General features: G+C 43.6%; 18 protein-coding genes and 1 riboswitch. Of the genes, 6 read left to right on the forward strand and 12 right to left on the reverse strand.

The window, feature by feature from the left end:
- Positions 1 to 62: 62 nt before the first annotated feature.
- From MKY63_RS12835 to MKY63_RS12845, 3 genes are all read left to right on the forward strand, one after another.
- Entirely contained in the window at positions 63 to 386 is a 324-nt protein-coding gene (locus MKY63_RS12835) for an L-rhamnose mutarotase (RefSeq protein WP_036678574.1), read from the forward strand.
- Positions 387 to 608: 222 nt separating this feature from the next.
- A complete protein-coding gene (locus MKY63_RS12840) occupies positions 609 to 1,763 on the forward strand; it encodes a cation:proton antiporter (protein ID WP_036678577.1) in 1,155 nt (384 codons plus the stop codon).
- A 277-nt stretch (positions 1,764 to 2,040) separates the two neighbouring features.
- Positions 2,041 to 5,049: an efflux RND transporter permease subunit gene (locus MKY63_RS12845; RefSeq protein WP_339813143.1), complete on the forward strand. Its 3,009-nt coding sequence runs from the start codon at positions 2,041 to 2,043 to the stop codon at positions 5,047 to 5,049.
- Between the two features lie 69 nt (positions 5,050 to 5,118).
- Here the strand turns inward: MKY63_RS12845 and MKY63_RS12850 are convergent, their stop codons facing one another.
- The 7 genes from MKY63_RS12850 to MKY63_RS12880 form a co-directional block, all read right to left on the reverse strand.
- Positions 5,119 to 6,306 (reverse strand): copper amine oxidase N-terminal domain-containing protein, encoded by a 1,188-nt coding sequence (locus tag MKY63_RS12850; protein WP_036678583.1) that lies wholly within the window; start codon positions 6,304 to 6,306, stop codon positions 5,119 to 5,121.
- Between the two features lie 44 nt (positions 6,307 to 6,350).
- Positions 6,351 to 7,631: a hypothetical protein gene (locus MKY63_RS12855; protein WP_036678586.1), complete on the reverse strand. Its 1,281-nt coding sequence runs from the start codon at positions 7,629 to 7,631 to the stop codon at positions 6,351 to 6,353.
- A gap of 16 nt (positions 7,632 to 7,647) precedes the next feature.
- Positions 7,648 to 9,306 (reverse strand): HlyD family efflux transporter periplasmic adaptor subunit, encoded by a 1,659-nt coding sequence (locus MKY63_RS12860; RefSeq protein ID WP_036678589.1) that lies wholly within the window; start codon positions 9,304 to 9,306, stop codon positions 7,648 to 7,650.
- Complete coding sequence (locus tag MKY63_RS12865) at positions 9,303 to 11,540, reverse strand: peptidase domain-containing ABC transporter (RefSeq protein WP_244886399.1); 2,238 nt, start codon at positions 11,538 to 11,540, stop codon at positions 9,303 to 9,305. Before MKY63_RS12865 ends, MKY63_RS12860 begins: the two co-directional genes overlap by 4 nt.
- A 199-nt stretch (positions 11,541 to 11,739) precedes the next feature.
- The gene (locus tag MKY63_RS12870; RefSeq protein WP_036678593.1) at positions 11,740 to 11,988 is read right to left on the reverse strand and encodes a hypothetical protein; all 249 of its coding nucleotides are present in this window, start codon (positions 11,986 to 11,988) and stop codon (positions 11,740 to 11,742) included.
- Positions 11,989 to 12,000: 12 nt separating this feature from the next.
- On the reverse strand, positions 12,001 to 12,255 hold the full coding sequence (locus tag MKY63_RS12875) for a hypothetical protein (RefSeq protein ID WP_036678596.1): 255 nt from the start codon (positions 12,253 to 12,255) through the stop codon (positions 12,001 to 12,003).
- Positions 12,256 to 12,692: 437 nt separating this feature from the next.
- Positions 12,693 to 13,166, reverse strand: coding sequence for a hypothetical protein (locus MKY63_RS12880; protein WP_051491031.1), 474 nt, complete (start codon positions 13,164 to 13,166; stop codon positions 12,693 to 12,695).
- Positions 13,167 to 13,479: 313 nt separating this feature from the next.
- Here MKY63_RS12880 and MKY63_RS12885 point away from each other — a divergent pair, with 313 nt between their 5' ends.
- The gene (locus MKY63_RS12885) at positions 13,480 to 14,271 is read left to right on the forward strand and encodes a helix-turn-helix transcriptional regulator (protein WP_036678603.1); all 792 of its coding nucleotides are present in this window, start codon (positions 13,480 to 13,482) and stop codon (positions 14,269 to 14,271) included.
- A gap of 118 nt (positions 14,272 to 14,389) precedes the next feature.
- Here the strand turns inward: MKY63_RS12885 and gcvPB are convergent, their stop codons facing one another.
- The 3 genes from gcvPB to gcvT form a co-directional block, all read right to left on the reverse strand.
- Positions 14,390 to 15,850, reverse strand: a complete 1,461-nt coding sequence (gene gcvPB, locus MKY63_RS12890) for an aminomethyl-transferring glycine dehydrogenase subunit GcvPB (RefSeq protein ID WP_036678605.1) — start codon at positions 15,848 to 15,850, stop codon at positions 14,390 to 14,392.
- Positions 15,847 to 17,199: an aminomethyl-transferring glycine dehydrogenase subunit GcvPA gene (gene gcvPA / locus MKY63_RS12895; protein ID WP_036678609.1), complete on the reverse strand. Its 1,353-nt coding sequence runs from the start codon at positions 17,197 to 17,199 to the stop codon at positions 15,847 to 15,849. The genes gcvPB and gcvPA overlap by 4 nt, the downstream gene beginning before the upstream one ends.
- A gap of 106 nt (positions 17,200 to 17,305) precedes the next feature.
- Positions 17,306 to 18,418 carry a glycine cleavage system aminomethyltransferase GcvT gene (gene gcvT, locus MKY63_RS12900; protein WP_036678612.1) on the reverse strand — a complete coding sequence of 371 codons (1,113 nt, stop codon included), beginning with the start codon at positions 18,416 to 18,418 and terminating at the stop codon, positions 17,306 to 17,308.
- Between the two features lie 186 nt (positions 18,419 to 18,604).
- Positions 18,605 to 18,703: riboswitch (glycine riboswitch) on the reverse strand.
- A 278-nt stretch (positions 18,704 to 18,981) separates the two neighbouring features.
- Here gcvT and gcvH point away from each other — a divergent pair.
- Positions 18,982 to 19,374: a glycine cleavage system protein GcvH gene (gcvH, locus tag MKY63_RS12905; protein ID WP_036678614.1), complete on the forward strand. Its 393-nt coding sequence runs from the start codon at positions 18,982 to 18,984 to the stop codon at positions 19,372 to 19,374.
- A gap of 428 nt (positions 19,375 to 19,802) precedes the next feature.
- Here the strand turns inward: gcvH and MKY63_RS12910 are convergent, their stop codons facing one another.
- Together MKY63_RS12910 and MKY63_RS12915 are read right to left on the reverse strand one after the other, a co-directional pair.
- Positions 19,803 to 20,633: a flagellar motor protein MotB gene (locus MKY63_RS12910; protein WP_036678617.1), complete on the reverse strand. Its 831-nt coding sequence runs from the start codon at positions 20,631 to 20,633 to the stop codon at positions 19,803 to 19,805.
- Complete coding sequence (locus MKY63_RS12915) at positions 20,630 to 21,412, reverse strand: flagellar motor protein (protein WP_036678620.1); 783 nt, start codon at positions 21,410 to 21,412, stop codon at positions 20,630 to 20,632. The genes MKY63_RS12910 and MKY63_RS12915 overlap by 4 nt, the downstream gene beginning before the upstream one ends.
- A 179-nt stretch (positions 21,413 to 21,591) precedes the next feature.
- On the opposite strand from MKY63_RS12915, the gene uvrB reads away from it, so the two are divergent.
- Complete coding sequence (uvrB, locus tag MKY63_RS12920) at positions 21,592 to 23,583, forward strand: excinuclease ABC subunit UvrB (protein ID WP_036678623.1); 1,992 nt, start codon at positions 21,592 to 21,594, stop codon at positions 23,581 to 23,583.
- The last annotated feature ends 298 nt before the right edge of the window (positions 23,584 to 23,881 follow it).

Consider the following 23,881-nt stretch of genomic DNA (forward strand, 5'->3'; position numbering starts at 1 on the left):
GGTATCAAATGTCCCTAGTTCTTAATATGTGCAAAAGAGGGGATTTCTAGGAGGATGAGCAGATGAGCAGCAATAAATTGGCTTGGACATGGCGGGTGAAGGAAGAATTTTTAGAGGAGTATGTAGCTATGCATTTAAATCCTTGGCCAGAAATTTTGGAGGAGCACAGTAAGGCTGGTATTTCTAACTATTCCATCTTTCAGAATGGCAATCAATTTTTTTACTGTTATGAGTGTGAGGATAGTAAGGCGGCTTTTGATTACATTGCCAAAAGTGATGCCTGCAACCGCTGGAATGCGATTACCTCTAAGATGGTTGAAGGGTCATTTGATTTCAATGATGAGGTGCCTATGCAGCCCTTACGTGAAGTGTTCTATCTGAAATAAGTAATTGCATTCTAGAACAAATCAAATGTGCATAATTATATTATCGGCGCATCTGGTTTACAGTTATTTTAAATATAGGTATAATATAATTTATAAAGTTAAATTGAATAATTATTTGTTTTTTGGAGGAGCCTGTCAACAAGGGCTCCTCTTTGTCTTTTTTTGGCTTGGAGAAGCTCCTGGTTGGCAGTTCTTATATACAACAAGGGAGTGGATAGAAAGATGGAGTTTGTTTTATATCTTATGCTGATCATATTGTTCACCAAAGTAGCTGGTGATCTATCTGTGCGGCTTGGGCAACCAGCTGTGCTAGGCAAGCTTATTGTGGGAATCATACTGGGGCCTGCGGTACTGGGCTGGGTTCAGGATGGAGAGTTTATTCATTATATCTCTGAGATCGGTGTTCTACTGTTAATGTTCATAGCAGGGCTTGAGACGGACCTGGATCAATTGCGCAAGAACTGGAAATCAGCTTTTGCAGTAGCCGTCGGTGGAATTATATTACCCTTTTTGGGTGGGTTCGCCTTAGGAGAAATGTTTGGTTTTGCTTATCATAATGCATTGTTTATGGGCGTTATTCTTAGTGCAACATCGGTCAGCATATCGGTGCAGGTGTTAAAAGATATGAATAAGCTGAACACACGTGAAGGCTCTACAATTCTGGGGGCTGCTGTAGTAGATGATATTCTGGTTGTTATTTTGCTCGCTGTTCTGATGAGCTTTTTCGGTACAGGGGCAGACGTTTCTATTGGTCTTCTAATTGGGAAAAAGGTGTTGTTCTTTGCCGTAGCGATTGTTGCCGGCTGGTTTATTGTTCCTCGGGTCATGAAATGGATGGCTCCGCTGAAGGTGACAGAGGCAGTTATCTCAGCAGCGTTAATGATTTGTTTCGCATTCGCCTATTTTGCTGAAATCATGGGGATGGCAGGAATCATTGGTGCCTTTGCGGCTGGGATTGCTATCTCGCAAACTTCCTTTAAGCACACGGTAGAATCCAAGCTCGAGCCGATTGCTTATTCGATTTTTGTGCCAGTCTTTTTTGTAAGTATCGGACTTAGTGTTTCCTTTGAAGGGGTAGGCAGTCAAATAGGCTTCGTGATCTTGCTTACGGTGGTTGCCATTCTGACCAAGCTGTTTGGTGGCGGTCTGGGCGCGCGTCTTACAGGCTTTGATAACCACTCGTCTGCCATTATTGGGTCAGGGATGATTTCACGGGGGGAAGTTGCGTTGATCATTGCCGCCACAGGGCTGCAAAGCGGCTTGTTACAGCAACAGTATTTTACTTCGGTCATTATTGTTGTCATTGTAACTACACTTGTAACGCCGCCACTATTGAAATTTATGTTCCGTGATCCAGTACGTGCGGAAGGGAAATAAACCATAACAAAAGGGAGTCCTGTTGGCCATTTATATGGCTAACGGGGCTCTTTTTTTATGCTCACGTTCCAGTTTCCATCATCAAGAAAAAGTACGGGGATCTGTCTGCAGAAGGGGAAAGTTCCCCGTCTTAAGACTGAGTACGAAACCAGCCGTAGGGCTGTTTTGACTTCAGCCAAAAATGACTAAACTAAATCTCGGGATGGAAATTAATACATAATCAAACAGACATAAGGGGAGTGCCAGAAATCATGTGGAGTGGAAGGGGAAAAAGAAAATGAAATGGTTAACAAAATGGTCGTTCGGTAACAAGGCTGCGGTGGGGCTTTTAGTAGTCATGGCTCTTGTGGTGGGAGGGATGAGCTACACTTCGTTACCGATGGAATTTATGCCAGAGGCGGATAATCCTCAAGTGACTGTAACTGTGCTGGGTCCTGGCCAGGATACACATGCTATGGAGACTAATGTAACGAAGCCGATAGAAGCTGGAGCAGCTTTTGTGAAAGGGAAGAAGGAAATACTGTCCACTTCCGGAGACGGATATGCGCAGGTGAATATTTTTTATGATTCGAAAACGAATATGAAGGATGCTGCGCAGGAGGTCCAGAAGGTCGTCGATTCATTGAAGTTCCCGGAAGGGGTAATGGCTCCTTTTGTACTTCAGTTGAATACCTCCATGATTCCTGTATCCCAGGTTACCCTTGCTTTTGACGAAGGCCTGACTAAAGAGAATCTTAAGCTTGCAGAAGAAACTATCATTCCAGAGATGCAAAAAGCTGAAGGGGTAGCGAACGTTGCTTTATATGGTAAGGTAACTCCGCAGGTCAGTGTTAAGCTGGACCCAAAATTAATGGCTGAGAAGGGAGTCACGACTCCACAAGTATTAGGTTTACTTCAAGGACGTAATGTATCGGCATCCCTTGGGGAGCAAACGATTGGTGGGCAGACCGGCAATGTTAACTTAGTTTCTACGATAGATAGTATGGATACTTTGAAAAAGCTTCCTGTATCTGCGGGCGTTAAGCTGCAGGATATCGCTGCTGTCGAATTGAAGCAGGATCAGGAAAGTGTCAGCCGTTCGAACGGGAAAGACGTTCTATTCGCCATTGTGACCAAAGAGGCTAATGCGAATGCAGTCAGTGTCGGAGATAACATTCAGGCTGCCGTAGATTATATTAATAAAACTATTCCTAATGCAGAAGCAGCAGTGGTATTCAGTACATCGGATATGGTAGTTACCTCGGTGAACAGTATGATGCGTGAGGTATTGCTAGGTGCATTATTTGCGACGATTGTGATTCTGTTGTTCCTGCGTAACCTGCGGGCTACTCTGATTACGGCAGTATCCATTCCGCTTTCGTTAGCGGTCACCTTGTATCTGCTGAACATTTCCGGCATAAGCTTAAATATCATTACACTCGGGGGAGTCGCGGTTGCGGTAGGCCGCTTGGTCGATGATAGTATCGTGGTGATTGAGAACATTTACCGTAGGCTGCAAAAAGAACCCCTTTCCCGTGAAATGATTATTAGCGCAACTGGGGAAGTGGCTAGAGCGATTACCTCATCAACCATCGCTACGGTAGCAGTATTTCTGCCGATGGGTCTCTTACGTGGTAGTTTGCAAGCTTTCTTACTGCCGTTTGCTTTAACAGTGACCTATTCATTGCTTACTTCACTCGTAGTAGCTTTGACGGTTGTTCCTCTTTTAAGCTCATGGCTGCTGAGAAGGACATCAATGAAAGAACATGAACCTTCTAAATGGTTTATCCGCTTTCTGGACTGGAATCTTCGCCGTAAATGGGTTAGCTTATCGTTGGGTCTCCTGCTTCTGATTGGCTCCATTGCTGCTTATGTGACTATGCCAAAAGGGGCACTCGATGCTTCAGATGCCAGCTATGTTTCTGTTCAGATGAATTATCCGAAGGATGTTCCTGTCAAAGATATTTTGGAAAAGGGAAAGCAGTTAGAACAAGATTTGATGAAGCAGCCACAAGCAGAAACGGTAATCATGCAATCAGGGAATAGTGCGGACGCCGCTAAGTGGGGGAATGTTACCTCTGAAACCTTAGTGGACTATACCGTTGTTATGAAAAAAGGTGCAGATGCTCAGGCTTTTATTGATCATGTTCGTGAGGTAAAAGATTCATACACTGGAGCAACGCTTGTTGCCAACCAAATGAGTATGATGGGATCCAGCTCTACCAGCGAATATATTGATATTGTCGGAGATAATCTTACGGATATTACTACTGTAGCAACAGAAGTTACCGCTAAGCTGAAGACCGTAGAGGGGATTCAAAAAGTCAGCAGCAATATGGAGGATACGAAACCTGTATTTTCCTTTAAGGTAGATCCGGCGCAAAGCAATGCGCAGGAGATTTCGATGCAGCTGTCAGCGATGCTTAATCCAATTCCAATGGGGCAAATTGAGCTCGATGGTGATGCAGTAGGTGTAGTGTTAGATCCTATGGTTCAGCCGCAAACGGAGCAGGATTTAAAAGCACTGACGCTCATGACGGCTGAGGGGCCGAAGCCACTGTCTCAGCTCGCAACTTATGAGGTTCGGAATGAGCCTGCAATGTTGTTCCATAAAGATGGGAAGCCGTATGTACGAATTACAGCAGAGGTTGATCCGAAGAAGGTATCTGAGATCGGTGCGAATATTAAAAAAGAAACCGATAGTCTTACACTTCCGAAAGGCGTGACCTTATTTGCAGGCGGAGCGTCAGTTGATCAGTCAGAGGATTTCAACGACCTGGGTATGACGGCATTAATCTCCATCGGGTTGGTGTATCTGATCATGGTACTCACCTTTAAAACCCTTCGGGCTCCACTGGCGATTATGTTCTCCTTGCCACTAGCGGCGATTGGTGCAATTGTTGGACTTATCGTGTCCGGTGTAACGCCTGACTTCACTGCTCTGTTCGGGGCGTTGATGTTAATAGGTATTGTTGTTACGAATGCCATTGTGCTCATTGACCGGATTAAGCAAAATGAAGCCAATATGAGTATTCACGAGGCTATTCTAGAAGCTGCCGGAACACGGATGCGTCCGATTCTCATGACGGCGATTGCCACCATTTGCGCCATGACACCGCTGCTGTTCGGCCATGCCGAGATGGGCAGCATCGTCTCGCAAAGCTTGGCGATTGTGGTCATTGGCGGCTTAACCGCAGCAACACTGCTTACGCTGATTGTAGTGCCGGCGATTTACGAGTTGTTCTACTTCCGTAAATCGGCAAAAGAGCGTAAAGGAGCAGAAAAAACTAATGCTCCGGCGCTTTAAATAGGCAAACGGCAAGCCTCCGGGTTAATGGGGCTTGCCGTTTTTATGTTTTGTTACAAATCCTTATAATTATGGAGTTAACTTGTCCACACTAATCGGATAGGTCTGGTCTAGCATCCATTTGCCTGCTTTGGATTTCTTCAGCGTTGTGACAGAGGTGGAGCGGTTATCCTGAAACTCAGGACCCTTAAGCTTGATGCTCGTCTGAACCATATATACGGCTGCGGTATCCTGGGTATAATGAATGATTTTGGCAGATTCCAGAGTGAACTTTAGATCATAGACTGTGAAAATTTGGCTGAAGAGCTGTTTGGTTTGTTCGAGAGCAGGGGACTCAGGATCAATAGTAGATAGCACACCTTGAATATTCTCTGCATTGGTATAGTCCAAGTTGCTCTTAAGCACAGCTAATATATCCGTTTCATCCGACTTCGCCACAGCTGGCTTAGCGTTCAGCAGTTTATCTGGGAGGATATATTGCACGCCTTTAATCTGCAGGTTGTTGATTTTCCAGTCTTCAGTGCTGGCAGTACGCGTTAAGCTATAAATATATTCAGAGGTATTGTCTAAGGTGAATGGACCGCTGAGGTGTGTAGTCGTTTCAACGGCGTGAACCGTAGCCTCTGTGGGTTGAAGGCTGATAACCTCTAATTGATCAAGTGAAGTGGTCGAATCGTATTGTTCCATTTGGCTCTTAGTCTGTGGCCCGATGACCACAAGAGGAGACTTGCTATCGATTAGGCTCATGAACCCTTCATAATTCTCATTGTTGGTATAGGTTACGTATTTTTCAAAAAAAGCATTGATTTCCTGCGGGTTTACCTGGTTAGTCTTGCCTGTAATGGTTACTGTCTTCGAGTGTGCATTCCAGGAGACTTCATTACCTGTAGCCTCCCCAACGAAGCGCAGCGGAATGTAAGTGGAATTATTGATGAGCTTAGGGGCAACAGAAAGTTGGGTTATTACACCATTGACGCTGGCCTGCTTGCTGCCTAGTTGCAGTGTAATCGTAAGCCCTTCCTTAGTACCCGTTATGGTACCTGTGGTTTGATTCCAATCGATTGAAAGTCCTAGTTTTTCAAAAACCGGGCGAAAAGGAACGACAATTCTACCATTATCATTGAAGGGAGCCTGTCCCTTCAGTGCGAGCTGTTGCTGATTGATCTGAATGGAGATTGGCTTCTCTGCGGCATGGACAGGCCAGGCGATAGCGGTAGAAAGAAGAGTTGCTGCGATTAGGCTAGATATGGTTTTCATCTTGTGATATCTCCTTTGGGTTATGAATGATAAATTAATGGTTATTAGAGGATAACTCCACTAAGAGCCAAAGTAACTTTTGCTTGGAATAAACCGTACTTTACTTTTTGCTTATCGAATTGCCGATTTAAGTTTAGTAAATCCAGCTTGTCCTGATCTGCCTGAGCCGCTGAGATTAACCCGCTATTTAGGAGAGTATCATTATCCTGGGAGACGCGTACGAGTTCCAATTGCTGCTCTTTTAGTTCTGAATATTCAAAATCAATTTCATTTGCTTCCGGCTTATAACTAGCCAGTTTTTCTTCGAGTTGTTGTTGTACTATATTTTTGTGTGCAATCTGGCTAGACCATAGGACTGAATAATAAGTGATGAGTTCAGCATCGGAAGCTTTAGCTGCGTCAAGATTATCTTTGGCGAGTGTGATACGTGCATCTTCTTCGCGTAAATCATAATTGCTAGAGAGGCTGACTACAGTGTTCCAATTCACAGGCTCTGGTGCACTGGAGATGACATCATCCAGCAGGACTTCTGAATAGGATGATAATCCTAACTCAAGCTTAAATTGTTCTAGCTGAGCTTCATAACTCCTAAGGTTACGTTCAAAAGCAGATTTTCGTTCCGCATTTTTACGATTAAAATCGTCCAAACTTCTCTTAGACAGTAGACCATGCTCGTATGATCGCAAGGTATCCACAGAATGTTGAAACCAATATTGGCTTTCTTGTTTGTCATACTCAATCGTTTTTTTTAGAGAAGAGAGTTGATAATATTTCTGCACAGCGTAGTAGCGGATGAGGGCTTCTGTTTTTTGAAGTCGTAACTGATTAATTACTTTATCTGTTTCTAATGTGCGCAACTGGTCACGAAATTCCTTGAGCTGCGCTGTTTTAGTCTCTTGATTGTAACTGTTTTGGCTTTCAGTCTGAGCGCTAACCCATTGATTCAGAGATGTGTTAATCATAATTTGAATGAGAATGGATTGATTAACCCCTGCCTGTTCTTCTTTACTTAAATCAGAGTAACCAGGAATACTACTGATAAAAATATCAGGATTTACTGGCAGCAGTCCGCTAGTTATGACTACATTTTTTTGTTCCAGCTTTTTCTTTTCAGATGATACATACGAGAATTTGGAATCCGTTTCTGCAATATTCCATTGTGAGAGCTTGATATCTACATAGTTAGTTAATGCTAGCTGGATTGTTTCTTCCATGGAAAGCAATTTTGTTGCACTAGATACCTGCGTATCAGCATGAGCTGTAATGGAATGCGGCAATAGAAGTAATAAGAAGGAAAGTATCAAGAGAGCTGTTTTCTTTAACATTTAGCTGGCAACCTCACTATTCCTTTAAGTTGATTTTTTCAAGAACAAAATCAATGATCTTCTTGGAGTCGGTAATAACAGAGGCTTGCGCTATCATCCCTACACGAAGCTCTCCACGTTCACCTCTGCGATTAACAAGTGGGTCATTGGATATCGTTGCTTCCACCAAATAGTAGCTTAGACCGTCTTGCTGAACAATTGAATCTGTGCTGATAGATGTAATCGTACCTTTTTGGGAACCGAAACTTTGTTTAGGGAAGGCTGAAAAGCTGAAATCAACTTTATTGCCAATCGCTATTTTTCCTGCTTCTGCGTTAGGTACGGCGATGCTCATTTTATATTTTGACTCGTTGCTAGGAATAATGGAGATCAAGGCTTCGCCGGATTGTACCATGTCCCCGATGTTGGTTTCTTTTAAAATATTAATGGTCCCAGAAATTGGTGCTATGAGCAGTCTTTTGTTTCGTTCAAGCTCAAGTTGCTTAATAGCCTCTTGCAGCGTAATTAAGGTTCTTTTATTTTCTTCTATTGCTGAATGAATCTGTACAATACGGTCAAGTTTCAACTTTTCCAATGAGGTTTTTTCGGTTGACCGGTTAAGTTTCTCTTGATTCAGTAGATCATTTTGCTGCTCAGCCAGCTGTTTCTTTTGCATTTCTAAAGTTTTTCGTTCTGAAACTGAGGGATCATGCCCATTTATTAGCAAATCGAGGCTGACCTCTATCTCAACCAATTGTTGATTGTAATTGGTGATATTGCTTTCTGCGCTGAGCACGGCTTCGGTTTGGAATTGGTTGATTTGCAAATATGAACTTTCATATAGATGCTGTTCATCTGTAATCTGAGATTGAGGCACAAGGCGGTCCCCCAAGCTGAGCGAACGGTTGTAGATTTCTTTTTTCTCAGCAGATTGTTTAGATAGTTGCACATATTTAATTTGGTATGTATTATATTGTTCCGTCCGTTTGGTATCTGTAGATGGAAGCAGATTTTGATTCTCTTTGATGGATTGCACAAGCAATTTCTCGTTTGTAATTTCAACATTCAGCAGTTTCTTTTTTCGTTCCAGTTCAATTTTATTTTGAAGAGATTTATCCAAACTGGATTCGGCACTAAAGGCAGAAGATTCTTGCAAACCTATATTCTCGTGAATGGCAGCTGTAAGCTGATCCTGGGTTCCTTGATAGGTCTGCTGCTGCTGGCTGTATTCAAGGAGAAATTGTTCTACCATGTCATAATAGTAAACTTCGTCTGCATGTTCAGAAGAAAATTGATTATCTAAATTGCTAATGCTTTGTTTATACAGCCCGAGATAGTGCAGTTTCTTAGTGAGCTTATTGATTTCGGAGTTACGATTGGATAATTCTATATCGAGTTCTTTATGCTCAAAGGAAATTAACTGCTCGCCCTGCTTAATTTGCATCCCTTCATGGATATATACCTGTTCCACTTTTCCCACAGATGAAGTCTGAATGGTACTGACTTTTTCATTGGGCCTAACTACAGCAGAGGCTTTGGCGACTTCATCGATCTGGCCAAAATAGGACCAGACCAACGCAGACCCCAATAGAATAAATAAGATAAGTATGAAAATAGAAATCACAGGACTGGTCTTGGATTCCATGATTTCTCTGCTATCGGTCATTTCTGATAAGTTATGTATTTGTGCGCTCATACGAGAGACACCTCGCCTACTCCTGCAGCAGCATATTGAATGGTGTGATCTTGTTTTTGTTCAACCCCGGGGAGTTGATCTTTCCACAAGCCGTAGTACTTTCCACGGTAATCTAGAAGCTCCTGATGTGTCCCACACTCAATAATCCGCCCCTGATCCATGACATAAATTCGGTCACAACGCATGATTGTACTCAAACGGTGAGCGATAATAATCGTAGTCATGTCTTCAAAAGCATTGATCGTCTCCGATACTGCCTTCTCCGTTGTAGAATCCAGGTTACTAGTGGCTTCATCCATAATAAGAATATCCGGCTGTTTGAGCACCGCTCTGGCGATAGCCAGTCGCTGCTTCTGTCCTCCGGAAATATTGGTCGCATTCTCTTCTAACAAAGTGTTGTAGCGGAGTGGAAGCTGATTGATGAATTCGTGAGCCTGTGCGGTTTGGCAGGCGGTAACAATCAGTTCCAAATCCATATCCTGATCGACACCCAGACATAGATTTTCCCGAATTGTTCCGCTAAAAAAGAAAGTATCCTGTGAGATATATGCGATCCGCTGTCTTAAGCTATCTAAATGAATATCTTTAATGTTGTAGTTGTTAATTAAGATATCGCCTTCTTCGTGTTGGTAAAATTGCATAATTAATTTGATTAGTGTGGTTTTACCCGAGCCGCTCTCACCGACAAAGGCAATTTTCTCACCCTGTCTAAGTGTCAAATCGATATCATGAAGTACAAGGGAACGTGTACCGTATCTGAAGCTGACACGATCAAATTTAATATCACCTTTTAATGAAGCAGGTTGAATCTTCTTGTCCTCATCATTATGCTTCTCCGCTTCCAAATCAAGAATTTCTCCTAATCGGTCAGCAGCGACAATGGCCGTTTGCAAAGTGGGCTGGAGGTTGATTAAGTTCTGGATGGGTTGCAGGAAGTAAGCCAATAACGAGTTATAGGTAATCAATTGGCCCATTGTCATATTGCCTTTTATCACTTGTCTTGCTCCGACCCACAGTATGGCTACTCCTCCAACGAGTTGTACAAAACTCTTGAGGGAGGCTTGAATGTTATTGAAAAGACCAAAACTGAAGACAGATCTCAGAAATGAGATGAACTTCTGTTCAGTTTCATAGCCCACTTTCGATTCTGCATGATAGGCTTTAACTGTCTCGATACCATCTATTGATTCAACAATATAGGAGGTGAGCTGAGCATTTTTTTCCATCTGTTCGCGGTTTAAACGGTCAAATGGTTTGTGGAAGCTCCAAACCAATACCAGATACATTGGCACCATAAGTATAGTAATTCCGAATAAAAGAGCACTTTGCGAATATAGAATAATTCCACCGGCAATAACCATGATAATATCGATCATGATGGTTAGTGTTGCGCTGGAAATGGCATCTCGTACTTTCGAAGCATCCATAAGCCTTGATATTATTTCTCCTGTCTTACGTGTACCAAAAAAATTCATTGGGAGCTTTAACACATGGTGGTAATAGCCAAGTATGAGTGAAATATCGAGTTTTTGGCTCAACGTCAGTAAGATATGGCTACGAAAGGCATTTAATAATATTTGAAATATGTAGAGAATGATGACTCCAACAGATATTATGTTAAGTGTCTTTTTTAATCCAAAGGGTAGAATTTCGTCTAAAAGAAATTGGAAATAGAATGCAGCAAGTATACCTAAGATAGTGTAGAGTATAGATGTTAGAAAAATTCCTCCTAGCATTCTTTTTTGAGGAATCAGCAATCCAAAGAAACGAGCAAATAGACCTTTTGTTTGGTCCCCTTTTTTGAATTGAGGAGTGGGTACCATTAAGATAAGGACACTTGTCCAGATTTGGAAGAAATCTTCCGGTGTATATTTAACTATGCCTTGGACTGGATCCGCAACAATTATTTCCTTATTTGATATTTTATGGATTACAACATAGTGTAATAATGTCTGATCTATAATGACATGGGCAATAGCGGGAAGTGGGAAGTTTTCGAAGAAGGCTTCATGGCTTCCCTTGACTCCTTTTGCTGTAAACCCAAGTTTTTCTGCTGCTTTTATGAGTCCATATATATTGGTTCCCATTTTATCAGTTCCGGCTACTTCACGAATTTTAGTGATTGGATATTTGAGACCGTATTGTTTGGAGATAGTTGCTAGACAGGCTGCACCGCAGTCTTTAATATCAAGCTGTTTAATACAATAGTATTTCTTAAACAGAATAAACCCCACCTACTATTAGTGATTTGTACATATTCATTGGGATCAACAATATCTTATCCATGTAGAGAATGATTTCGTAACTGAAACAAAATCTTTTTGTAAATAAGCCTCACTAGAAGATTGCTTCTCTGACCTAATAGAAATCATAATAAGCTCCAAGTGAATGATATTTATTCTCTTGGAGCTACTAAATATTCAGGAAAGTGTTTTATATATTTTTATTAGCAATTCCTGCGGAAATTACAATGATACTAGATGTAGTTAAGGCAGTATAGCCAAAGGCGCATGCTGCTACTACTGGAAGACTAACTGGTGCTGTTGCCGCAACTGCTATTAAAGTGGCTCCAGCAATAACTCCACCTATACCAGTTGCAATTTGTCCCCAAAGAGCACCGCCCTGAATATCGTACAATTCAGATCCTTTTAATAATTCAAAACCACTACTTGAAATTTCCAATTCAATCCCCCCTTATCCAAATATTGCGACTCCTACGCCTGCTACTGCAGCAGCTAAACCTAATGCAGGAAGAGCTGGTACTGTGGCAATTGCTCCTAAGATTGCGCAGCTACTAGCGATTGCTGGTACTCCAGCAGCAGCAACCCCAACGCCCACTACTGAAGAGGCTACGCCGACTGCTTTAGTTAACCAGCCACCACCATTAAGATCCATCAACGAAGATAAATCAAGTTCTTCAAACGTACTATGATTAAAACTGAGTTCCATTATGTCACCTCCTTTAATCATGATTTATATTAAATCGGGAGTGAATGATCAAATGAAAATCCCTGATTTAATTCCATATTCATTTTTCGTGTTTGGCTAGAAAATTCAATCCAATTAATATGAGAGCGATAAATCCTGTGAAACAAAAGGGTATCCATATGGGACCATTAGTAATCCTATTCATTTTGGCTATCAATATAATTCCTGAGCAAATAACTGAAAAATACACCTTCCAAAGCTTAATATTTTGATTTCCCAGTCTAAGCTTATTCCATTCACTGATGATAAATAGATTCAAAATCAAAAGAGTTCCTAATACAGTAATTGTAGTATCTTGAAAGGTATCGATATAATAAATAAAACTCAAGATAGTGAAAATTAATGTGATACTAAAACAGAAAATCACTATTTTTTTTTTCATAGCCGGCTCCTCATTTTTATAAAATAGATGGATTTACACCTACATAAATGTCAATAATCATTTTTTCTAAGGAAGCTTCAGAGTTATCTGAAGTGTACACATTATAAAATGCTGTGATTTGTTGAAGTCCCTTATCTGATATGTACTTTATAATAGATTCATATGTACTTTGTACTCCAACAGGGTTCCCCATGAATCTGCAGGATAGGGCATTAACTAAGTGGAAAATTTTTTTGTGTTTATAAGTTTGATCTGATGGAAAAGGCTTATTGAGAGGAATCATAATCTCCATGTCCATTAAATATTCCCCATTAACAATCTCCGCCGAGAATGTGCTCGTAATAAGGGGTCCTGCTTTCACTGCTTGATATTTTTCTATTATTTTTGCAGTTTGAGCTATTTCTATTTGTAATTCTTCTTGATTCATCTTCTTTCTAACGGAAAGGACATTTTCAAGCAAAATTTCTTGATTTTTTTGAATTTCAAACAATTCAGCACCTCCTAAAAAAGATCATAACTATGTGAATTTTCACAAACCTATCGTAATTGTTAAACTCCCTGATGAGTGGATTAATAACTTTATAGTAACTAGAATATCTATTAAGATACATATCCCTCAGTACATATTCCCTTTTGAGTTAATCTGTGCTAAAATATATTTTTTTTACAATAAATCCACTTTATTTAACAATTTTTTATCTTTTTGATCTAACACAAACCTCACGACTTATGTCATTGTTTTCTTTTGAATGGAGTGTTATGCTCTGTTTAATTAATACCATAAGTTGGGAGAATGGTTTGTTTTGGATATTCTTGAATGTGAACGAGCTTGGTTTACGGTAGATGATGTAGATAAAAAATCTAATAATTCCTTGTGTGAATTTTGCCAACCTTGGAGTAACCTCAAAACAGAAAAATCCTTTTCTATAGAAGAGCTGGTTCCCTACGAGGTATTGGTTGAAGTACTACATTCAGAATTGGCGAAAGTAACGGAATTTCTCTTATTGCCCTTTGTTTTTTTCTTAACAGATCAAGCCGGCAATATTATTAATATTGTTGCTCCTTTCGAAGCGTTTCAGAAGAAAGTAGATCATTTTGGAATTAGGAGTGGAACTAACCTTTCGAAGCAATTCTCTGGAGTAAATGCAGTTTCACTAGCGATGGAGGTTAAATCAATTGCAGTAGTGCGTGGAGAAGAGCATAGTATGCCAATGTTTAAAGAGTGGAATTGTGTATGCGCTCCTATAATGATAAATGGTTGTATATGTGGATATATCGACATTTCATTTGAAGCCGAGAGGCAAATTGGCTTTTCGATTCTCTTTATTAAACAATTATCCGAAAAGATTGTTCTGAAGTTGAAGGAACGAAGCCCAAAGTTAATTGAGTACAGATTTCAGGAAAAGTGTGATTCGTATCGATTATCGCCCAGAGAAAGGGAGGTAGCGTATCACTGGTCACTAAGAAAAGGTGCGTTGCAAATTTCCAATGACCTTAATGTGAAAGAGGGGACTGTGCGGAATATCGTTAAGAGTATTTATAGTAAGATGGATATCAGCGAGAGATGGGAATTGATAGAAATACTTAAGTTGTAAATTTTGATGATAAACATCAAAATACTCGTTTGTACATAAGATATAAAAGCCATCCTCCGAAATTAATCAACAACGGAGGATGGCTTTTATCTGTCTAGAACATTTTTTTGATAAGTACTTAACCGCAAGAACAATTCAAAACTGGCTTACGCGCAGCCTGTGTCTCATCCAAACGGCTAATCTCTGTGGTATGCGGTGCGTTGATTACAATTTCTGGTGTCTCCTGCGCTTCTTTCACAATCTGAATCATCGTATCGATGAAGCCGTCGAGCGTTTCTTTACTTTCGGTTTCCGTCGGCTCGATCATCATGCATTCCTCAACAGTCAGAGGGAAGTACACGGTTGGCGGGTGGTAGCCGAAGTCGAGCAATCGTTTAGCAACGTCTAAGGTGCGCACGCCATATTGCTTGAGGTTTTTGCCGGACATCACGAATTCATGCTTACATACACCCGGATATGGGATTTCAAAATACGGCGCCAGACGGTGCATCATATAGTTCGCATTCAGCACAGCATTTTCGGATACCTCACGCAGTCCGTCTGGACCATAGGTCCGGATATAGGCATAGGCACGAACCAGAATACCAAAGTTTCCATAAAAAGCTTTCACGCGTCCAATAGATTCAGGACCACCGAAGTGAAGTGAGAAGCTGCTATCTTCATTCTTTACCACAGTAGGTTGTGGCAAGAATGGAATGAGGATAGATTTTACGCCGACTGGTCCGGCTCCAGGGCCGCCACCGCCATGTGGGGTGCTCATTGTCTTATGCAAGTTCAGATGCACAACGTCAAAGCCCATGTCGCCAGGGCGGGTAATGCCCATAATGGCATTGGAGTTGGCTCCATCGTAATAGAGTAAGCCCCCTGCTTCATGCACGATCTCAGCAATCTCGACAATTTGGGTCTCGAACAAGCCGAGTGTGCTTGGGTTAGTCAGCATCAGTGCGGCTGTGTCGCTACCGACGGCTGCCTTCAGTGCTTCAAGATCAACCATTCCTTTATCTGTGGAAGGGATCGTGATCGTTTCAAGTCCTGCTGCTGAGGCACTAGCAGGATTGGTTCCGTGCGAGGAATCCGGCACGATAACCTTAGTACGCGTCTCGCCGCGACTTTCATGGTAGGCGCGGATCATCATGAGGCCGGTCCATTCACCATGAGCACCTGCGGCAGGCTGTAAGGATACTGCATCCATGCCCGTCAGCGCGGACAGATCATTTTGTAGGGTATACATTAATTCCAGTGCGCCTTGAATACTTTCTTCCGGTTGGTAGGGATGAATTTTGGCGAAGCCGGAGAAGCGGGCAACATCTTCGTTAATCTTCGGATTGTATTTCATCGTGCATGAACCGAGTGGATAGAAGCCATTGTCTACACCAAAGTTGCGACGTGAAAGAGAAGTGTAGTGACGAATGACATCCACTTCCGATACTTCTGGAAGTACGACGGGTTCGCTACGGAGTAAATCCGATGGAATTAGGGATTCCAAGGTTTCTTCCTGCGGCACATCGCATAGTGGCAAAGAATAGGCCGAACGGCCCGGACGGCTTAATTCAAAAATTAGACTTTGCTCCGGTTTCATAAACAGCCCTCCAGTGCGCTAGCGAATTGGTCGATTTCGGTTTTGCTTCTTTTTTCCGTTACGGCAACCAGCATATGTCCAGCAAGTTCAGGATAATCACGACCCAGATCATAACCCCCAAGATAACCTTCCTTCAGCAGCTTCGAATTAATAGAGGCCACACTGCTGCCTTCAGGAAGCTTCACGACAAATTCGTTAAAGAATGGGGAGGAGAAGGCAAGTTCAGCACCTGTTAGTCCGCTGAGTTTATTAGCAGCGTAATGGCTTTTGCGAATATTTAGCTCGCCTACTTCACGCATGCCTTCTTTGCCCATAACGGACAAGTAGACGGATGCGCAGAGAGCCAGCAGCGCCTGATTGGAGCAGATATTCGATGTCGCTTTTTCACGACGAATATGCTGCTCACGCGCTTGAAGTGTAAGAACGAAGCCACGTTTACCGTTACGGTCTACCGTTTGGCCAACGATCCGGCCTGGCATGCGGCGCATCAGGTGATCAGCTACGGCAAAGAATCCGCAAGTTGGACCCCCGAGAGAAGCTGGAATACCAAGTGGCTGAGCATCACCCACTACGATGTCGGCTCCAAGTTTGCCCGGAGTTTCAAGTACACCTAGAGCTATTGGGTTCGCGCTGACTACAAGAAGACCTTTAACCGCGTGAATCAGCGGCTCAACCGAGCGAAGATCCTCGATGCTGCCGAAGAAGTTAGGCGATTGAATAAGCACTGCGGCAGTATCTCCATCGATAGCTTCAGCGAGTTTAGCTTGATCGGTAACACCGTCTTTATAGTCAATCTCCACCACCTCCAGACCCCAAGCATTAGCCGAAGTACATAGCACTTGGCGAGCCTCAGGATGAACGGTACGGGAGACGATTAATTTTTTGCGTTTGGTAGCACCAGCCGCGAGAACCGCTGCTTCGGATAAAGCTGTAGCGCCATCATACATACTGGCATTGGCAACTTTCATACCGGTTAGTTCGCAAATGTAGGATTGGAATTCGAAGATCGCTTGCAGCTCACCTTGGCTGATCTCCGGTTGATAAGGAGTGTAGGCAGTGTAGAATTCAGAACGGGAAATGACATGGTTGATGACCACAGGGATGTGATGATCGTATAATCCGGCGCCGAGGAAGCTGGCGTGAGAATCAAAGTCGGCATTTTGGTCAGCCAAACCTTTCATGTGGCGCAGCAGGGCGTATTCATCGAGTGGTTCAGACATCGGCATAGTGCCTTGGTAACGTACCGCTTCAGGAATATCGGAGAACAGCTCATCTATAGACTGAATCCCGACGGCCTCCATCATCTCTACGCGGTCCTGTTCTGTCATGGGCAGATAACGGTGCTTCATTAAGGTTTCACTCCTTGGCTTTTTTTAAATATAAGAAAGTACAATTTTCACGCTATACTTTATCCTTCTATTTCTCGCTTAAAAGCTCACCGTCCTTATATGGACGCTAAAGGCGTTTATACTTGTAAAAAGGGGCCTTAATCACTACAGCCTTAAGCTGCTTGCCGCGTATCTCTACGTAAACCTCTGTGCCTATTTCACTGTAAGCAGCATCAATCAAAGCCAACCCCAGGTTGCGTTTCAGCGTAGGGGACTGTGTTCCGGTTGTGACCTCACCAATCTTAACCCCATCTGCCCAAACAGGATAATGGGAGCGTGGAATGCCTCGATCAATCATTTCTAGGCCGACAAGGCGACGGGGAATCCCAGTTTCTTTTTGCTGTATTAGTGCATCGCGTCCGATAAAGTCTATTTTGTCCAGCTTCACGAAGAACTGTACTCCTGCTTCAAGCGGGGTGATGTCAGCGGATAGCTCCTGACCGTACAGTGGTAATTTTGCCTCAAAACGCAGGGTATCCCGTGCACCCAGTCCAGCAGGTGTTAATCCGTGGGGCGCGCCTGCTGCAAGCAGTCCGTTCCATAACGTTTCTGCACCTTCCAGCGGAGCGTAGATCTCGAAGCCATCTTCACCGGTATAACCCGTACGGGAGATAAGTACCTCTACACCGCAAACGGTGGCGCGTTCGATGAAATGGAAAGGCTTGAGTGTTGAAATAGGAGCATCAGTAACTTCCGCGAGAATGGTCTCTGCCAGAGGACCCTGCAAGGCGAGCAAAAGCGTCTCGTCAGAGACATTAGTGAGCGTGACTTCACCGAATTCAGAGCTCAGATGCTCTTGCAGCCACTGGAAGTCTTTGTCGATGTTGGAGGCATTAACGACGAGCATATAATGCCCTTCGCTTAGGCGATACACGAGTAGATCGTCGACAACTCCGCCATTTGGATAACAGAGCAGCGTATATTGCGCCGCACCATCTGTGAGGCGGCTGACATCATTGGTTGTCATTTTTTGCAAAAAGGCTTCTGCACCGCTCCCAATCACCATGAATTCACCCATATGCGAGACATCGAACAGCCCAGCCTGCTGGCGAACGGCTTCATGCTCTTTTACGATACCTGTAAACTGTACTGGCAGCTCCCAGCCACCGAAGTCAATGCATCTGGATTCCGCATAAGCGGAATAGAGATCATAAAAAGGTGTTCTTCTCAAAGCATCCATGTCGTCACTCCCCTTGATCTGATTACATACGAAAAAAGGACAGGCAGAAGCAATCATGCATAAATGCACAAATCGCTTTCTGCTCTGTCCTTTGTACCTGAGAGTTACCCTGCCGTAACTAGCTTGCAGGTTTCCCCGTTGGTGATCTGACGCATCTAGCCTTGCGTCTGATGCTCTCCAGAGATACGTCCGACAAAGGTCCTTTTGCCTGAGAGATTCACCCCTGTTAGGGCTTACTCCTTCGGCGCCGTCTTCAAGTGAGACAGTCTCTCCCTATGCCATCATCCGCAACTATATTTATTTCAAATATAAGAAAGTATATGGTTCACATTAAACATTATCCTTATATTTCTCCGAGAAACGGTTATTGTCTATAAAAAGACGACAACGTCATTTCTTCTTGTATGTCTCCATTAAACGGGTATAGTCGGGCGCTGTCAACAAGAAAACGTCGAAAAAATGACAAATTTAAATTTCCTGTTAGTAATATTGACATTGTGAGCCGGGATAACTTAGGCTATAACTAAATTTAGAACTCCAAATTGGAAATGAGGCGGCTTGAAATGAGTGAAGTATTAGACAACCTTCTTTACAGCGAAGAGCATGAATGGGCACAGCAAGTAGAAGGACGAGTAGTACGTGTTGGGATTACGGACCATGCTCAGCATTTATTAGGCGACATCGTATTTGTTGAGTTTCCTGAGGTAGGATCAACCATTTCGGCCGGTGACAGCGTAGGCAGTATCGAATCCGTTAAGACGGTATCGGAATTGTATTCGCCCGTCTCTGGGACGGTTACCAAGGTGAATGATGGATTAGAAGCTAGTCCGGAGCTTATCAATGATCAGCCATATGGCGGGGGTTGGATTTTTGAGATTGAAGTTGATGGAGAATATGCTGATGCTGTAAAAGGTCTGTTAGATGCAGCCGGTTATAGCGCGTTAGTTGCTGAATAATTGGAAATTGGGGACGGGAAATAGTCTGATCAAGTGTGATGTTTTTAGCAGCAAGTTTCTGTGATTTGGGGACTTGCTGTTTGTGTTTCTTATGTAGATTGTGCGAGTATTCGTAAACTCAATCGAGTGGTTTGAGGGTCTAGTGGAGTATGGAATTAGGGAAAACCTCCCTCATTTTAGACGATTATAGCTTGAGAGTTAGGGTTTTAGGCAATTCCTCCCTAATCATCTCGGTAAAACCACTATTTCAGACTAAAAAGAGTAATAATCAGGGAGTAATTCCCTCATTCCGCGATTGGATACGATAATAGGTGAATAATCAGGGAGGTTTTCCCTAATTAAATTAGGTGAAACCCCTTTGTTGGTCAATGTGGCAATTGAAATGGCCTTAGCCGCCGAACTTAGCTCTGAGCACAAACAACTATATTTTATTCCACCTCTTGAAGCTGTCGAAGTACAATGATCTCTACGCGTCGATTTTTTTGTTTGCCTGCTACCGTAGTATTATCTGCTGTTGGTCGGGTATCGGCATAACCTGCATATTGAAAAGTGTCCGGGTTCAGTCCTTCATTATCTAAGAAAAAGCGCAGCACAGAAAGCGCACGAGCACCCGATAGCTCCCAATTGTCGTTATAACGGGAAGCTGATGACACTGGTGTATTATCCGTATGTCCTTCAATGCTGATCGTTGCCCCGATATCTTTGAATAAGCCAGACAACTGCTGAAGAGCAGGAAGGGCTGGTGACTTCACATCTGCTTTACCCACATCAAAAAGAAAACGGTCGCTGAGCGTGATTTCTATGCCCTGCGGTTTGTCGGCTACAAATATTTGTTCACCGAGATTATTCTCCTCCACATAGTGGGTGATCACACCCATTAACTCAGCAAGCTTCGCCTCTTGTTCTCGAAAAGCCAACTCCCGTGCTGAAGGTGTTTCATTCTCCGTTTGTTTATCAGAACCGTCATTTGGTTTTGCAGTTGCGTTCCCATTCCCATCTGTACTCTCTGGTTTGTTGTCGGGGGTCTTTCCAGCATCTAAAATACCATCTCCGCCTTCAAGAACAGTGCTGCTCGACTTGAAAGTCTGGGATAAAGAGCCGGTTACGATATTGTATTTGTCAGTGTCCAGGCTGCTCATCGCATACAATATAACGAAAAATATAAGTAAAAGCGTAATTAGATCTGCGTAAGTAATCATCCAACGATCACGGCTTTCTCGATTCTCTACCCGCCGTTTGCGCCGGTCTCTTTGTCTCATATAAAACCTCTTGCTTCTGCACGGTCATCTGTGGTGGTGTCTGAAATGAAGGAGTTCAGTTTTTTACGCACCAGCAACGGATGATCCCCGTTTTGTAGAGAAAGAATGCCTACTAGCAGCATCTCCATGCTATGCAGCTCACTTTGGCTGCGGGATTTGATTTTGGAAGCAATGGGTAAAAATATTAGATTAGCGATGGCTACTCCGTACAGTGTTGCAGTGAACGCTACTGCGATAGAGGTACCTAGATTTGATGGGTCTGTAAGGTTGCCCAGTACCCTAATGAGTCCCATAACTGTACCGATGATCCCCATCGTTGGAGCATATCCGCCAGCGGCTTCAAAAATCTTGGCGTAGCTTTCATGCTTCAATTCTTTCGCATCCATTTCCAATTCCAAAATCTGTCTTACCTGCTCAGGGTCAGTGCCATCGACGATAAGCAGCAGTCCTTCGCGCGTAAAGGAATCGGGATGTGCTTCCGCTTGTTTTTCGAGCATTAAAACGCCGCCGCGGCGGGCCACTGTGGCCATTGCGATAAGCTCTTCTGCCTTCTCTTCATCACGTTCAGGATTGCGGCCAAAAGCCATGCGCAGAGCGGTGGGAATGGAGCGTAGCTTAGCTGCCGGGAAGCTGATCATTACGGCGGCAATCGTACCTCCAAATACAATCAAAGCTGCATTAAGCTGCAGCAGTCCGGAAAGGCTTCCGCCTTCCCAGAGGTAGCCGCCGATTAGCGCAGCCAGTCCGGCCACTAGGCCGATTATTGCGGTAATATCCATGCTTCAAGCTCCTAACATTTCTGTGTATTATGGTTTGCATCGATCTAAGCAACACTGTATAATGAACGGGAACACATATTCTTATCTTCCATATTTTTTACTATCGTATGGAGAGAGAAGATTCAGACAACAATTATAATATATTAATCTAGTTTAGACGATAGAGGGGAGACGGGCAAATGAGTGATATTGTCGTCAGTACGAAGACTTTTGAATTGGAGTCCGAGTATACACCCCAGGGCGATCAGCCTCATGCCATAGATGAATTACTACAAGGCATCCGGCAGGGTAAGAAGCACCAGACGCTGCTGGGAGCGACAGGTACAGGGAAGACCTTTACTGTCGCGCAAGTTATTTCCAAATTAAATCGCCCCACGCTGGTTATTGCGCATAACAAGACACTGGCTGCCCAGCTGGCAAGTGAGTTTAAGGAGTTTTTCCCGAATAATTCGGTAGACTATTTCGTCAGCTACTACGACTATTACCAACCAGAGGCGTACATTCCCTCCTCCGATACTTATATTGAGAAAGATTCCAGCATTAACGAAGAGATTGATAAACTTCGCCACTCCGCGACAAGCTCCTTGTTCGAACGGCGTGACGTTATTATTGTAGCGAGTGTGTCTTGTATTTACGGTCTCGGTTCACCAATGGAATACGGAAGCTTGCTGTTGTCCTTGCGGGTTGGGATGGAGAAGCCGCGCAATGAGATTCTGAGCAGACTGGTGGATATTCAATACCAGCGCAATGATATCAATTTTGTACGCGGAACATTCCGTGTACGTGGTGATGTGGTTGAAATCTTCCCGGCATCTCAGGGTGAACATGCGATTCGCGTTGAATTGTTTGGCGATGAGATTGAGCGGATCACTGAAATTGATGTTTTAACGGGTGAATTGATCGGTGAACGCGACCATGTCGCCATTTTTCCGGCTTCTCACTTTGTTACCAAGGAAGAAACGATGCGTGTAGCAATAGTCAATATTGAACGGGAGCTGGAAGAGCGGCTGACCGTGCTTCGTGACGCAGGCAAGCTTCTGGAAGCGCAACGTCTGGAACAACGGACACGTTACGACATTGAGATGATGAAGGAAGTGGGTTTCTGTTCGGGGATTGAGAACTATTCCGGGCCACTAACCTTCAGGGAGCCAGGAGCAACTCCATATACGTTAATGGATTATTTTCCTGATGATATGTTAATTGTCGTAGATGAATCCCATGTTACCCTTCCGCAAATTCGGGCGATGTATAACGGTGACCGGGCGCGTAAGACAGTGTTGGTAGAGCATGGTTTCCGTCTGCCTTCTGCGCTGGATAACCGTCCGCTTCAGTTCGAAGAGTTCGAAGATAAAGTGAACCAGATCATTTACGTTTCTGCGACACCTGGACCTTATGAAATGGAACACTGCGAAACTATGGTGCAGCAGATTATCCGTCCGACTGGGCTATTGGATCCAATCATTGAGGTTCGTCCTACAGAAGGCCAGATCGATGATCTGATTAGCGAAATCCGTGACCGGGTCGAACGTGATGAACGTGTACTCGTTACCACTTTGACGAAGAAGATGTCGGAGGATCTGACAGACTACTTTAAGGAAATCGGTATTAAGGTTCGTTATATGCACTCTGACATCAAAACACTGGAACGGATGGCGATCTTGCGGGATCTTCGTCTCGGTACGTTCCATGTCCTGGTAGGGATTAACCTCCTGAGAGAAGGTCTCGACTTACCGGAGGTATCTTTAGTTGCAATTCTCGATGCCGATAAAGAAGGGTTCCTTCGTTCCGAACGTTCACTAATTCAGACGATTGGCCGTGCGGCTCGTAACTCTGAGGGTCGTGTAATCATGTATGGTGATCGGATCACTGATTCGATGGAGAAAGCGATGAGCGAAACATCGCGCCGTCGCGCCATTCAGATTGCTCATAATGAGAAACATGGCATTACCCCAACCACCATTAATAAAAAAGTGCGTGACATCATCGAGGCGACGAAGGTTGCTGAGTCTAAAGCCGATTATCTCACAGGTGTTGGTGGCAAGATGAATAAGAAAGAAAAACAAAGTCTGATCCAACGTCTGGAAGCTGAAATGAAGGACGCTGCCAAGAACCTGCAATTCGAACGCGCGGCAGAGCTGCGCGACGCATTGCTGGAGCTTCGGGCTGAGTAACAAACCATTAATGCATCACCGATATTTAAAATAGGTATTGAACGGTGCTGTCCTAGACCGTTCTTTTTGAATCAATAGAGGGTCGCGTATCCAGTAATGTTTATGGCACTTAAACGTATCCCGCAGGGACAGCGCCCGCAATGTACTTGGTACTTATGCGTATCCCGCAGGGACAGCACCATGCAACGTCTATGACAGTTGCTTGTACCTGCTTTTAGGTAGTGCGAGAATGTCCAAGCGGTCCCGCAGGGATAAGCGCTCTGAGCATTATAGTCACTAAGTTACGTCCCACCATACT

It is taken from the genome of Paenibacillus sp. FSL R7-0189, from assembly GCF_037969925.1.
Lineage (GTDB): Bacteria > Bacillota > Bacilli > Paenibacillales > Paenibacillaceae > Paenibacillus_AQ > Paenibacillus_AQ odorifer.